Annotated in this window: 12 protein-coding genes and 2 pseudogenes; 12 read left to right on the top strand and 2 right to left on the bottom strand. The window is 59.7% G+C overall.

All coding sequences use genetic code 11. The features are described 5' to 3' along the window. The first annotated feature begins 75 nt into the window (after positions 1-75). The 3 genes from QEO92_RS13820 to QEO92_RS13810 all read left to right on the top strand — a co-directional run bounded on the left by QEO92_RS13820 (position 76) and on the right by QEO92_RS13810 (position 2,296). Positions 76-1,113 (top strand): IS110 family RNA-guided transposase, encoded by a 1,038-nt coding sequence (locus QEO92_RS13820; RefSeq protein WP_210058920.1) that lies wholly within the window; start codon positions 76-78, stop codon positions 1,111-1,113. Positions 1,114-1,233: 120 nt separating this feature from the next. Further along, complete coding sequence (locus QEO92_RS13815) at positions 1,234-1,425, top strand: hypothetical protein (protein WP_227701876.1); 192 nt, start codon at positions 1,234-1,236, stop codon at positions 1,423-1,425. A gap of 37 nt (positions 1,426-1,462) precedes the next feature. Beyond that, positions 1,463-2,296 (top strand): IS5 family transposase, encoded by an 834-nt coding sequence (locus QEO92_RS13810; protein WP_210058921.1) that lies wholly within the window; start codon positions 1,463-1,465, stop codon positions 2,294-2,296. A gap of 17 nt (positions 2,297-2,313) precedes the next feature. Here the strand turns inward: QEO92_RS13810 and QEO92_RS13805 are convergent. Beyond that, a pseudogene (locus tag QEO92_RS13805) lies at positions 2,314-2,751 on the bottom strand (alpha/beta fold hydrolase); the annotation flags it as partial. 385 nt (positions 2,752-3,136) lie between these two features. On the opposite strand from QEO92_RS13805, the pseudogene QEO92_RS13800 reads away from it, so the two are divergent. From QEO92_RS13800 to QEO92_RS13790, 3 genes and pseudogenes are all read left to right on the top strand, one after another. Then, positions 3,137-3,685, top strand: a pseudogene (locus QEO92_RS13800) (DUF3363 domain-containing protein); the annotation flags it as partial. A 74-nt stretch (positions 3,686-3,759) separates the two neighbouring features. Next, complete coding sequence (locus QEO92_RS13795; RefSeq protein ID WP_037148358.1) at positions 3,760-4,011, top strand: type II toxin-antitoxin system Phd/YefM family antitoxin; 252 nt, start codon at positions 3,760-3,762, stop codon at positions 4,009-4,011. A 2-nt stretch (positions 4,012-4,013) separates the two neighbouring features. Beyond that, positions 4,014-4,454 carry a type II toxin-antitoxin system VapC family toxin gene (locus tag QEO92_RS13790; protein ID WP_037148356.1) on the top strand — a complete coding sequence of 147 codons (441 nt, stop codon included), beginning with the start codon at positions 4,014-4,016 and terminating at the stop codon, positions 4,452-4,454. 912 nt (positions 4,455-5,366) lie between these two features. Here QEO92_RS13790 and QEO92_RS13785 read toward each other — a convergent pair. Continuing rightward, on the bottom strand, positions 5,367-6,221 hold the full coding sequence (locus QEO92_RS13785; RefSeq protein WP_037148352.1) for a LysR substrate-binding domain-containing protein: 855 nt from the start codon (positions 6,219-6,221) through the stop codon (positions 5,367-5,369). 154 nt (positions 6,222-6,375) lie between these two features. Here QEO92_RS13785 and QEO92_RS13780 point away from each other — a divergent pair, with 154 nt between their 5' ends. The 6 genes from QEO92_RS13780 to QEO92_RS13755 all read left to right on the top strand — a co-directional run bounded on the left by QEO92_RS13780 (position 6,376) and on the right by QEO92_RS13755 (position 13,642). Beyond that, the gene (locus QEO92_RS13780) at positions 6,376-7,983 is read left to right on the top strand and encodes an ABC transporter substrate-binding protein (protein ID WP_227703444.1); all 1,608 of its coding nucleotides are present in this window, start codon (positions 6,376-6,378) and stop codon (positions 7,981-7,983) included. A gap of 66 nt (positions 7,984-8,049) precedes the next feature. Then, the gene (locus tag QEO92_RS13775; RefSeq protein ID WP_227703443.1) at positions 8,050-9,453 is read left to right on the top strand and encodes a class-II fumarase/aspartase family protein; all 1,404 of its coding nucleotides are present in this window, start codon (positions 8,050-8,052) and stop codon (positions 9,451-9,453) included. After that, positions 9,453-10,436, top strand: coding sequence for an ABC transporter permease (locus QEO92_RS13770; RefSeq protein ID WP_227703442.1), 984 nt, complete (start codon positions 9,453-9,455; stop codon positions 10,434-10,436). Before QEO92_RS13775 ends, QEO92_RS13770 begins: the two co-directional genes overlap by 1 nt. Continuing rightward, entirely contained in the window at positions 10,433-11,644 is a 1,212-nt protein-coding gene (locus QEO92_RS13765; protein WP_227703441.1) for an ABC transporter permease, read from the top strand. Before QEO92_RS13770 ends, QEO92_RS13765 begins: the two co-directional genes overlap by 4 nt. A 14-nt stretch (positions 11,645-11,658) precedes the next feature. Continuing rightward, positions 11,659-12,627, top strand: a complete 969-nt coding sequence (locus QEO92_RS13760; protein ID WP_037148346.1) for an ABC transporter ATP-binding protein — start codon at positions 11,659-11,661, stop codon at positions 12,625-12,627. A 13-nt stretch (positions 12,628-12,640) separates the two neighbouring features. Next, positions 12,641-13,642 (top strand): ABC transporter ATP-binding protein, encoded by a 1,002-nt coding sequence (locus QEO92_RS13755; RefSeq protein WP_227705164.1) that lies wholly within the window; start codon positions 12,641-12,643, stop codon positions 13,640-13,642. The last annotated feature ends 118 nt before the right edge of the window (positions 13,643-13,760 follow it).

The raw sequence follows: 13,760 nt of genomic DNA, 5'->3' as shown, positions 1-13,760 counted from the left end.
AGGTGCTGCGCTTCGAGCTGATGATAGAACGTGGTCTGTCGCGACAGCCACAAGCATCAGGAAAGGAAGCGCAGCATGAAGCACTTTATCGGCCTCGATGTCTCGGTGAAAGAGACCGCCGTTTGCATTGTCGACGAAACGGGCAAAATCTGCCGGGAGGTGAAGGTTCACAGCCACCCCGACGATTTGCTCGCGGTCGTGAAGGATCCGAGCTGGAACATCGAACGGGTCGGGCTCGAGGCTGGGCCCTTGTCGCAGTGGCTTTTCGAGGGGCTTGCAAGCGCAGGATTGCCGGTCATCTGCATCGAGACGCGCCATGTGAAGGCGTTCCTGAAGGCCCAGCCGAACAAGACTGATCGTAACGACGCGCGTGGAATCGCGCAGATGATGCGGGTCAACCTGTATCGTCCGGTGCATGTGAAAACGCTGACGAGCCAGAAGCGGCGGGCGCTCTTGACGGCCCGCAAGCTCCTGCAAGGCAAGGCGATAGCCATCGAGAATGACATCCGCGGCCTTCTGCGCAACTTCGGCCTCAAGGTTGGTGTTGTGGGAACGGTGAAGTTCGACGAGCGCATTCGAGAGCTCGTCGAAGGCATGCCCGACCTGGAAGACCTCATCGGGCCACTGCTTTCTGCCCGGAACAAGCTGCGCGCCGAATTTGCTCGTCTGCACAAGAAGGTGCTGGCGTCCGCCGAGGAGGATGCGACCTGCAAGCGCTTGATGACGATCCCCGGTGTCGGTGCCGTCACGGCGCTGGCCTATACCGCAACCATCGACATTCCGCAGCGTTTCAGAAGCTCCAAGGCAGTGGGTCCCATCCTCGGGCTGACGCCGAAGCTCAACGAGTCCGGTGAAAGCAAGCGTGTGGGCCGCATCTCCCTGTGTGGGGACGGCATGATGAGAACGCTGCTCTATGAGGCCGCACAGACGCTGCTGACGCGCGTGACGAAATGGTCATGGTTGAGAGCCTGGGCAATGAACGTCGCGAAGCGGCGCGGGATGCGCAAAGCCATTGTCGCACTTGCGCGTCGCCTTGCAGTCATCATGCATCGCATGTGGCTGGATGGCGCTGGGTTCCGCTGGACGCGGGAAGCTACGGCCCCGACCATCTGATCCGGACGGCCAGGAAGGAGAGAGACAGAAAGTTCCGCCCCGGCGGACAAGCGTCCTTCGCAGGACGATGGATGAGGTAAGTTCGTACTCAACTCCGTGCCGACCGCACTCGATGACTCGATGTCGGTCAGGACGCTAAAAAAGATAGGACTGCCTCATTCTCCTGATCCTATGCTGGGAGGGCAAAGCGCCGATCCCGTAGAGAAGCAAGGACCTGCGAAAGACGTCGATGCCGGGCACATGGAAAGGCTCGAAGCGCTTGACCTGAACACGCCGAATAGAGAAGAGTTGAGTGAAATCAGCCAGTTGTGATTCCTTCGGATTTGCTTAGGATTCGATGGAGACCGCAATGGGCTGGACTGATTTCACCCGCCGCCAATATGGCCGACGGACGGTGCGTTATGCAAGTGATCTGACGGACAGGGAATGGCTGCTGATCGCTCCCTTTATGCCGACGCCACGCAGGCTCGGTCGACCGCGCAAGACGGAATTGCGTGAAGTTTTGAACGCACTGCTTTACATCGCATCGACCGGATGCCAATGGCGGATGCTGCCGAAGGATTTTCCACCCTATTCAACCGTGCAGGGTTACTTCTACGAGTGGCGGGCGACTGGCTTGTGGCTGCGGATCAACCATCATCTCGTTATGGAGACGCGCGAGCTGGAGGGAAAGGAAGCCTCGCCAACGGCGGGCGTGATCGACAGTCAGAGCGTCAAAACGACCGAAAGTGGCGGGATTGCGGGCTATGACGCGGGCAAGAAGACCAAAGGTCGCAAGCGTCATATTGTCGTCGACACGCTCGGCTTGATGGTGGGGCTCGTCGTTCACGGCGCAGACATTCAAGACCGCGACGGTGCGGCTGCAGTCCTTAAAACCATCCTCAGACGCTGGCCGTGGCTCAGGCACATCTTTGCTGACGGCGGTTATGCCGGTCCGAAACTGCGGGCAGCATTGCAGAAGGTCGCGAAGTTCACGCTCCAGATCGTCAAGCGAACAGACAAGGCAAAGGGCTTCGAAGTGCTGCCGCGTCGCTGGGTCGTGGAGCGCACATTCGCCTGGCTTGGTAGATGCAGGCGACTGACCAAAGACTGGGAGAAATCAATCGCCTCCGCTGAAACCTGGATGCTCATCGCCCACATCCGCATTCTCACCCGGAGGCTCGCAAGGTATTATGTCTATTGAGCTCTTTTCGAGTCAGGCTCTAAGACTTCAAGCGGCAGGCCGCTGGGATTGTCGTTCGTCTTGACCATGATCGGCGGCACGGCACCAATCAGCACCAACTTGGCCACGCGCCCGTTCGGCTGCCCGTGCCTGGCAACATAATGTGTCGCCTCGCCGCCGCCAGTCGAGTGCCCGATATGGATGGCGTTGCGGAGGTCGAGATGCTTGGCGACTGCGGCGAAATCAGCAGCATAATGATCCATATCGTGACCGTCGCTGACCTGGCTCGAACGTCCGTGTCCACGACGGTCATGGGCGATCACCCGATATCCCTTGCCAAGGAAGAAGAGCATCTGTGCATCCCAGTCGTCGGCTGAGAGCGGCCAGCCGTGATGGAAGACGAGCGGCTGGGCATTTTTCGGACCCCAGTCCTTGTAGAAAATCTCAACGCCGTCGGTGGTGGTTACATGGTTCATCTCACGGCTTTCCTTACTGGCCTGGCTGCCTTTGGTGGTGGTGGTTTTGGCTGCAGCGCCGGTGGGCATGGCCGCCAGTACCGAGGCGGAAAGGCCGGCAATCAGCACACTGCGGCGAAGTGGCAGCGATTCTGCAAAAAGATGTTCTTTTGCGTTGGAAGGATCTGGGAAAGAATTTCCGATCATGGCTATCTCCTTGTTCGAGGCATTGCTCGCAGACGTTTTATGCGAGGACGAAAACCCATGACCTTGCGGGATTGCTGTTCGTGTCGCGAGATTGCTGTTCTTTTGATCGGCCAGGCTAATCTGGGAACTGTCCGCTCGACGAATCGCAGGAACTGGGTGTTGCGAGCCCCCCGCAACCAGTTCCGGCATAACGCACTCGCTGCAATCCTTAGAGGATGCGAGAGGCGAGCACCGCGTAGCGCTGGCCGTCCGCTCCGATCTTTCCATTGAGGTGCAGACAACAGCCGACGGTGCCACATGGCTCGATCGCCAGCTTGTCGCTCGCGATCCGATCGATTTCGGCGTGGGCTTCGGGTTGGAAGTGAGCCAAGCGATGGAAGCCAGAACCGAACATCTGGTCGAAGAAGGCCTGGCACGGCGCGAGGGCAAGCGGGTCGTCTTCGCCCGCAACCTGCTTGGTACGCTCAGGCAATGTGAACTCGACGCGCTCGGCGAAAAGCTCTCCAATGAAATGAACATGCCGTACCGCCAATCCGCCGGCGGGGAGTATGTTGCCGGCACCTACAACCGGCGCTTCACCCTTGCATCCGGCCGCTTCGCGATGGTCGACGACGGCCTCGGCTTCAGCCTCGGGCCGTGGGCGCCTTCCGTCGAGAAGCACATCGGCCAGCCCATATCCGGTGTGGCTCGCGCCGATGGCGGTGTTGACTGGAGCTTTGGACGAAAGCGCGGGTTTGGCTGTGAATGAAATGTTCCAGCCTTTCGCTTGATTCAAACCGGCGGAATCGTATATGACTATTGGTGGTCATATGGAGGATTGCCATGAAGGAAATCCAGCTCAAGGACGCGAAGGCTACGCTTTCCGCCGTGGTCGATCGAGCCGTGGCCGGCGAGCCGACCGTTATCACCCGTCATGGTCGCAAGGAAGCCGTGCTGGTTTCCTTCGAGGAGTGGGAACGAGTTTCCAAGGTGCCGGACTTTGCCGATCTGCTTTTAGCCTTTCCCGGTGAGCCGGAGGATATTCCCGGACGATCGGGGAAGCCCGCCCGCGCATTGCGCGAAAACGGTCTCTGATCTTGTATCTTCTGGACACCAATATTGTGTCGGCCGATGCGCCGACCAAGCGCCATGTCGGTGTCGAGGCGTTCGCGGCGTGGGTGCGTGCGAATAGTGACAGGCTGTATCTTTCGGCCATCACCATCGCCGAGATCGAGGCGGGCATTGCCCGCGCCGTCAGGATCGAGGCGACGACGAAGGCGACAAACCTGCGCCGCTGGCTTGCCGCCGTCGAACATTTCTATGCCGGTCGTATTCTACCGTTCGGCGTCGAGGAGGCCAGACATGCGGGCCTGATGCTCGATCGGGCGCGAGCTCATGATCCCGGTTTCGAGGACATCGCCATTGCCGCAACCGCCGCCGCGCATGGTCTCACGGTTCTGACGGCTAATGAGCGTCATTTCGAGCCACTGGGCGTGCCACTCGCCAATCCCCTGAAGCAATTGCCGACCATTCAGTAATGGCCCGTACCGGTATTGGTCGGTTCCGCAACCTGTAACTATTTTACGATGGCTTTCGCCGAGGCACGCTGGAAAGGAGTTCCACCTTGTCAGCTACACGCGTTCTCTGGGGCCAACCCGCCATCGTCCTCCTGATCGCCCGGTCCTTGAATCAGATCGAGAACGCCTACAGCGCGAACAATCCCATCTTCGAAAATTGCCATGCCAGGATGAGCTTTGCGACCAATGACGAGAGGATTGGAGACAGGGTGCCGTCCTCGTCGTGCAGGAAATCGAGGCGCCATCGTCGGCGGATCCACGGGTTCTGGAGAATGTCCAAGCCTTTCCGGCACCGCTGCCGAAGGGGTCTTGGAGCCTTTCGCGGCAAAGCGCTCCGGTCAGCTATATGCTTCATGACTGGAGAGCGCCCAGCCTCATGAAGGCAACGAAGTTGCCGACGACAGGCCGTTTAATGGCGCATTAACCATCGCTCGCTAACAGTTGATCTCGCGCGAAATGACCTCCGCGCCTAACCTCTATGGGGATCAACATGTATGTTGTATCGGTGCTCGATAACGGCGACCAACGGACATTCGTGTCCGAAAATCTGAAAATAATAGACCGTGTTGTCTATGCTACCATTTGCGGCGCTCAGAAGGAGTTCATGCTCTCGGAGATCGTCGATATTGTTCCCGTTGATGCAAAGCCTTCGAAAGAGTCTACCGCACGTCTGCGAGCTTCGCTGACCCAATAGCGCTTGCGGCCGAATTGCGCTCCCGCCAGACGCGGATTGCGCTTTGAGCCTCAACGCTTGACCTATCGCATCGCTTTCACACTCTCATCCCAATACGTCGCTGCCGCCGATCACACATGGGCGAGCAGCTTCGTGGGCTCGCCGGCAAAAGTCGGCGAGCTTTCCAGATGCGGCCCGGATCATTGAGCTACAGCATCGTTCAGCCATTTCCGGAGGAAACGGAAACTGTCCGATCGCAGCTTCGGTTCGGCGAACATGAATACATAATGCTCGCGCACCATGTGGTCCGCAAATAGCGCGACAAGCTGACCTTCCGCCAATTCCTGCCTGACCAGCCTTTGTCGAACGATCGCGATGCCGAGGCCCTCCACGGCTGCAGTCAATTCGAGGCCCGAGCTCTCCAGATCGATGAAACGGGCATTCGCGAATGTTCTCGCGACGCGTGGTCCCAGCCAGCGTTCCCAGTTGCGGGTGAATTCGGCGGAACGCAGCAGGACATGCCGTTCGAGATCGTCCGGTGTATCAAGGGGCGGCGCGCGCCGAAGATAGCCAGGACTACAGACCGGAGTGAGATCCGCATCGGCCAGAACCTCACACACAAAACCTTTCCTGCCGACAGCCTCGCCTACATAAATCGTCCCGTCCGCTCCTTCGCTGTCATGCCCGCCTGTCACGAATTTCACGACAATGTCCGGGTGGCGCGCATAAAGCGTCCCCAGCACCGGCATAATGCATTTTTGCAAAAAGACGCGAGGGCTGCCGATGACGAGCGGTCGCCGGTTGACGCCAACGGATAGGTCGCTGGTAACGGCGCGTATCTCGCCGAGCGAAGCCTGGATTCTGCCCCAATAAACTTCGCCAACAGGGGTAAACGCAATCTTTCGGTTCGTTCGCTCGAAGAGATGGCAGCCGAGAAAAGCTTCCAGGTTTCGGATCTGGCGACTGACGGCGCCCGCCGTGAGGCAGAGTTCGCCCGCTGCCTTGGCAATACTCATATGCCGCCCCACCGCCTCGAATACCGGAAGCGAGGTCATTGGTGGCAGTCCTCTGCGCGATTTTTGCATCTGTTCTCCTCCCGTCTACTCTAGTGTTCAGTTGAGAAAAACTCAATCGATAGGAAAAAAATTCGATTTTTCCTGCAGCCGGCCCACGTTACCGTTCCCTCACGAAATGAATGGGAGGAGGACCATGAAAAGCCTGTCACTAGCATCTTTCGGCGTGGCGCTCGCAGCCGCGACATCGCTTGCGCCGTCTCCGGCTGCGGCCGAACAGTTGCGCGTGGGCCTTGCCGCACTCGCGACCTCTGTCGATCCGCATTTCCACCGAGCCGGCTACAATTTCGATCTTCGCGAGAACATCTCGGATGCACTCGTCTACGCCAATGGCGTCAACGGCAGCGTCGAGCCGCGTCTTGCGAAATCGTGGGAAATCCAGGGCGAGACCAAATGGGTCATCATGCTAGAGCCGGAGGCGAAATTCCAAGACGGAAATGCGCTCGGAGCCGATGACGTAATCTATTCGATCTGCCGGGTGCGCAATGTGCCGAATAGTCCCGGCCTCTTCAGCAGCTTCATCGCCACCATTGCCGATATCAAGGATGCCGGTGAGGGCAGGATCGAGATCGACACCAAGAAACCCGATCCGAACCTACTGCGCAGCTTGAGCAATATCGGCATCGTCCAGAATCCGACCGGCGCTACGCTGGCCTATGACGACAAGACCTGCGGCAACGATAATTGGCTAGAGACGGCCGACTTCAATAGCGGAAAGGTATTGCCTGGCATCGGCCACTACCGCGTCAAGAAGTTCGCGCCCGACGTTGAGATCGAACTGGAGCGCAACGATCGTTATTACGGCGCGCCACCCGCTTACGATTCGGTGCTGGTCAAATCGCTTCCGGACAACAGCGCCCGCATCGCCGCTCTGCTCGGCGGCTCGGTGGATGTCATCAACGCCGTCCCGATCAATAGTATCGACAGCATCCAGTCGTCTGGCAAGTATCATCTGTCGTCCATGCCTTCGACGCTTTTGATCTTCCTGTTGCCCGACCAGGGACAGGAAAAGACGCCGAAGGTTTCCGGTACGGATGGAAAGAACCCCTTCCTCGATCCGCGCGTGCGCAGGGCGCTCAACCTCGCCATCAACCGCGAGCAGATCGCCGAAACCGTGATGGGTGGCATGGCACAGCCGGCGAGCCAGATCATCGTCGAGGGCGTTTTCGGGCACAATCCGGACCTGCAGGCCTATCCCTATGACCCGCAGGAGGCCAGGCGACTGCTGGCCGAGGCCGGCTATCCGAACGGCTTTTCGTTGACGCTGAACGCGCCGAGCGACCGTTATGTCAACGGCGCTCAGGTCGCCCAGGCCGTAACTGCCATGCTCTCGCAGGTCGGGCTGAATGTAACGCTGGAGACCTTCCCTTTCAGCATCTACTTCACCAAGGCGAGCGCATACGAATACAGCCTCTATCTGGCAGGTGCTGCAGCCGACACAGGCGAAGGCCTGAGCCAGATGATCAATCTTGCCGGCACCCGAAATCCCGACCGCGGTTGGGGTGGAGCGAACCGCGGACGATATTCCAGCGAGGTCACCGACAAGGCGCTTGAAGACGCACAATCGACGTTGGACGACACCAAGCGGGAGGAACTGATCCGTGCGGCGGTGGCTGAAGTCTACAAGGACGATGGCTATGTGCCACTCTACCACGAGTTCGGTGTCTGGGGCGTTCGCAATGGCGTGCACTACGACGCCAACGCCAACCTGACCAACATCTTCTACACCGCGCGTCCCGAATAAGACGATACCGGCAAGGCTGGTGGTCAAGCCGGCCTTGCTTTTGTTTTCATGAAAGTGCGAAACCGGATGGGTACAGAATTCAACGACGCGCTCACGTCACAATACGATTACCGAGGACTGCGGGACGCTTTTGCGCCATCGGCCATGTACCAAGCCTTCCTGGACGTCGAGAAGGCCGTGGCGACCGCTCAAGGAGAGCTCGGCATGATCCCCAACGCCTCAGCGGAGGCGATCGCGGAACATTGCCGTTACGAGTATTTGGACATGAGCCGCCTGGACACATCGTACCGGACAACCCGGCACCCTCTCATGCCGGTGATCAACGAACTCGTCCGGCTCTGCGGCCCACAGCACGGCGGATATGTCCACTGGGGTATCACCACGCAGAACGTCATCCAGACCGGATTGCTGCTGCTCGCCAAGCGCGCTCAGGTGGTGCTGGACGAACTGCTCGCGGACATCCTGCGTCATCTCGGCCGTCATGCCCGCACACATGCCAACACCATCATGGCCGGACGCACACATTATCGCCACGCTGTGCCGATCACCTTCGGCTTCAAGGTGGCGGTCTGGATCGAAGAATTCCTTCAGGCGATGGACCGGCTCAAAGAGACCGAGAAGCGTGCCTTCGTGGTCATGAGCGGTGGTGCCGTCGGCTGCTTTTCGGCTCTCGGCAAACAAGGCCCCGCATTTCAATCACGGGTGGCCGCACTTCTCTGCATGGGCGATATGGCCATTCCCTCGCGGGCGATCCGCACCCACATGTGCGAATATGTCAATGCGTTGAGCCTGACGGCGTCCATCTGCCACAAGATCGCCGAGGAGGTCTATCAGAGCTCGTCGGAGGAATATGGGGAATTGCACGAGGGCCGCATCGAGGGCACCATCGGCTCCTCCACCATGCCGCAGAAGATCAATCCTATTCTGTGCTACGGCATCATCGCCAACAGCAACAAGCTTTATTCCTTGGCCGGGATGCTGATGGCGACCGCTCACCGGCCATTCGAGTCGGACGGTAGCGCCAACCAGATGTTCGAGGATGGACTGGCGGAAGTCATCGGTGCCATCTCCGAAATCCTCGTGCGGACCGAACTTCTGGTGCGCGACCTCTATGTCGATACGGAGCGGATGCGGACCAATCTGGATCTGTCGCAGGGGGCCATCTTCGGCGAATTTGCCATGATGCGGCTCGGTGAGACGCTCGGCAAACACAAGGGGCACGAACTGGTCCATGACGCTGCCATGGCGGCGGCAGGCGGCAAAGCTCCTTTCCTGCAGCAATTGTCGTTGCTGCCGGGCGGCCCGGCGCTTCGGGCAGAGATCGAGAATCGGCTTGAAACCGGAAATACGAGCGGCATATGCGCTGAATACGCGGTGCATTTTGGATCGCTGGTTCAGGATATCGGAGCCGGATCGTTTCCGACCGTCGAGCAGCGCAACATCAACGCCTACCTGAAGGTTGACCGCTGATGCTGTCCTTCGTGCTGCAGCGCCTGCTGCAAAGCGTCATCGTCGTGTTCGTGCTGTCGATCGTGCTGTTCGTCGGGGTCTGGCTAATCGGCAACCCGGCGGATATCCTGATCTCGTCGGAAGCTTCGGAGGCTGACCGGCTTGCCGCCATCGCCGCGCTCGGCCTCGACAAGCCGCTTTGGCACCAATACCTGGTCTTCCTTGGCAATGCGGCACAGGGGGATTGGGGGGCCTCTTTCGTCTACAAGGAGCCGGTCGTCAGTATCCTTCTGCAGCGGCTGCCCGCCAGCCTGGAGCTCGGCTTGGTGGCCTTCCTCATCGCCGTTGGCATTTCCATTCCGGCGGGCCTCTATGCCGGTTTGAATCCGGAATCGCTGCTCGGTCGAGGCATCATGGCCTTCTCGCTGATCGGAGTGAGCATCCCGACGTTCTGGCAGGGCATGCTGCTCATCGTCGCATTCGGCATCGCCCTGCCGATCTTGCCGGTCGGCGACCGGGGCCAATTGGCAACGCATTTCGGCATCACCTCAAGCCTCTGGACGCTCGACGGCTGGTCGCACGTCATCATGCCGGCCTTCAGCCTGGCGCTGCTCAAGATGTCGCTGCTGATGCGCGTGACGCGCGCAGCGACCATGGAAATCTCACGCCTCGACTTCGTCAAATTCGCTTATGCCAAGGGCGTGAAAAGCCGCAAGGTGATCGTCGGCCACATCCTGCGCAATGCGCTGGTTCCGCTCGTCACCGTCACCGGGATCGAACTGGGCAATCTTCTCGCCTATGGCGTGATCACCGAGACCGTTTTCTCCTGGCCGGGGCTTGGCAAGCTTCTGATCAACTCGATCAAGGTACTGGACAGGCCGTTGATCGTGGCGCAGCTCACCTATACGGCGCTCCTGTTCATCGCCATCAATTTCATCGTCGACATTTTACACACGGTCATCGATCCGCGCGTCAAATCTGTTCTGAGGCGGCGCACCGCATGAGCACGGCTGGCCTTAAGGATTTTACCGGGCGTTTTGCCGAAAGCCACTCCGCCGTGGTCAGTCTCGCGGTGAGCATCACATTCGTCGCCTGCGCCATCTTTGCGCCACTGCTGGCACCGACGGACCCATACGACCTGACGCAGTTGCAGCTCTCGGACGCGTTGAAGCCCACGGGCTCCAAGCGCATGCTGCCGGGAGAGGAAAGCAGGGCGAATATGCGGATCGATGGCGGCTCTTCATCGGTCGAGCCCGTTTCGCCGGCCAAGACCCGCCTTGCCTTTTTGACCGAGCCCTGCGCACCGAATTGTCTGAGCGTCATTGTTCAGCCGGAGGATGTCCGGCTCGCAAGTTTGCAGATCCGCAACCTGCCGGCAGGCGTGACTGTCGAAGGTGCCAAGAAACACCCGATCCAGCCTTGGTGGACCGTTGACACCCCACAGGGCAGCAAGGTCAGGATCATCTCGAGCGCCCCATTGCCTGCGAGCTTCACTTTTTTGGCTATTGCGAAGTCCATGGAGCAGGAGACGGACTTCATATTTCGTCTCGGCACCGATGGTTTTGGGCGCGACATGCTCTCGGCCATCCTCTACGGCATCCGGATCAGTGTTTTCGTCGGGTTGGTAGCGGCCGGCGTCGCCATGGTGTTCGGCACTGGGCTCGGGCTTCTCTCGGCCTGGCGTGGCGGCGTCACAGACGCGATCGTCATGCGCGCTGTCGATTTTATGCTCGGCCTTCCGGCGCTCCTGGTCGGGCTGGCGATCCTCGCTGTCCTCGGCAACGGCGTCAGCAAAGTCGTGCTTGCCATCGTCATCGTGCAATGGTCCTATTATGCTCGAACCGCCCGCTCTTTCGCCCTTAGTGAACTCGGCAAGGAATATGTCGAGGCGGCGCAGTGCCTGCGGCTGTCGCCGGCGCGCATCATGCTGCGCCATGTGCTGCCAAACTGTATGCCACAGATCATCGTGCTCTTCACGCTCAACATCGCCGCGGCGATCTCGCTCGAATCCTCGTTGAGCTTCCTCGGCGTAGGCCTGCCGCTCACCAGGCCTTCTCTCGGCATGCTGATCGCCAGCGGCTACGAATTCATCTTTTCCCACAAGTATTGGATCAGCATCTATCCGGGTGTGGTGCTGCTGGTGATGATCGTTGCCATGAACTTGCTCGGCGACCGGTTGCGCGATCTCAATAATCCGCGGCTTGATCGCTAGGAGAACCCGCGCGAATGAGTGAACCCTTTTTCCAAGTCGACGGCCTCAACACCTGGTTCTTCACCCGCCAGGGCATGGTCAAATCCGTGCGCGATATTTCCTTTGATCTTACTCGTGGCGAGGTGCTTGGCATCGTCGGAGAATCCGGCTCGGGCAAATCGGTTACCGGCATGTCGATCATGGGCCAGGTCGACGAGCCGGGCCGCATCGTTTCCGGCTCGATCACCCTTAATGGCGAGGAACTGACGACCCTCGATTTCGAGGAGATGCGCCGCTATCGCGGCCGGAGGATCGCCATGATCTTCCAGAACCCGTTGATGACGCTCAACCCTTTGATGCGGGTGCGCGACCAGATGTACGAGGCAATCGGCGCGCATGAGGATGGTTCTCGCCGGAACATGCATGATCGTTGCATCGAGGCGCTGAAGGCCGTCGGCATTCCGTCGCCGGAGGAGCGCTTGAATGCCTATCCGCACGAAATGTCGGGCGGTATGCGCCAGCGTGTCGTCATTGCTATCGCGCTTCTTCTCGGGCCGGATCTGATTATCGCCGACGAGCCGACGACGGCGCTCGATGTGACGATCCAGGCGCAGATCATCTATCAGATCCGCCGGCAGATCGACGAGCGCGGCCTCGGCATGATTTGGATCACCCACGATCTGTCGACGCTTTCGGAACTCGCCGACCGGATCATGGTCATGTATGCGGGGGCGATGATGGAGATCGGCACGACGCAGGAGATCATCGGTTCCGCCCGTCATCCCTATACGCGCAAGCTTCTTGATTCCGTTCCTTCGCGCAACACGCCGGGAGAGAAGCTGAAGCAGATTCCCGGCAACATGCCCTCGCTGCTTGCGCTCGGAAAAGGCTGTCCCTTCACCAGCCGCTGCGAACGGGCGACGGAAATCTGCGGCGAGCCGGTACCGGCGACCCAACTGTCCGGCACGCACCGCATCTGGTGCTACCATCCATTCGAGGACTGACCACTTGAACGAGATGATCTTCGAGGCAAAGGGCCTTTCGCGCAGCTTCTCCGTCGCAGGCAGCCCAATTCGTGAATTTGCCAATCATTTTCTCCGTGATCGGCAGCCAACGGTGCTGCGGGCCGTCGACAACGTCTCGCTGACCCTGCGCGAAGGCGAGACGCTCGGCGTGGTCGGTGAGTCCGGCTGCGGGAAATCGACGTTGGCGCGGATGATCGCCGGTATTCTGCCGGCCTCTTCCGGCGAGCGGTGCTTCCGTGGCGAAGCCTATGACAGCTTCTTGGCCCGCAAACGCGACGCGCTGAAGATCCAGATGGTCTTCCAGGACCCGCTTTCCTCCCTCAATCCGCGCCTGAGGGTAGGGGAGATCGTCGGCGAGGCAGCGGTGTTGCACAGACTAGTGCCGCGTTCGAAGGCAAAAGACTATGTCGTGGACATTCTCGCCCGCGTCGGCCTGCCTGCCGACAGCATCAATCGCTATCCGCACCAGTTTTCCGGCGGCCAGCGCCAGCGCGTCGGCATCGCCCGGGCGCTTGCGGTCAAGCCCCACATGCTGATCTGCGACGAAGCGGTTGCGGCTCTCGACGTCTCGGTGCAGGCGCAGATCATCAACCTGTTGATGGACATCAAGCGTGACAGCGGCCTTGCGATGATCTTCATCAGCCATGATCTCGGCGTCATCCGCCATCTCTGCGACCGGGTTGCGGTGATGTATCTCGGCCGCATCGTGGAGCTCGCCGAAACGAAGCAGCTCTTCGCCTCGCCGACGCATCCCTATACGCGTATGCTGCTCGACGGCATGCCCAAGATTTCGCTGCAACGCCGCCGGTTCATGCCGATCCAGGGCGAAATACCTTCACCGCTCCATCCACCCTTCGGCTGCCATTTTCATCCACGCTGTCCGATCGCCACCGAACACTGCAGTCGCGTCCGGCCCGAGCTGCGACAGATCGTGCCGGGCCACGTTCACGCATGCCTGAACATCGAGTGTTGCTCAGCCTCAGGCGAGATCTAGCTGCAGCCGCCCAGGCGTTTGAGCCAACGGCGATTCCATCGCGTTGCGCAAACTGCGTGGAGGGCATGCCCAGTGGGCAACGCGAATATAGCCTTTTAAATCCTTCAGATCTTTCCGA

Source organism: Neorhizobium petrolearium, from assembly GCF_029854435.1.
Lineage (GTDB): Bacteria > Pseudomonadota > Alphaproteobacteria > Rhizobiales > Rhizobiaceae > Neorhizobium > Neorhizobium petrolearium.
Note: the sequence above shows the minus strand (reverse complement) of the source record. Positions and strands in the feature narration are given on the sequence as shown.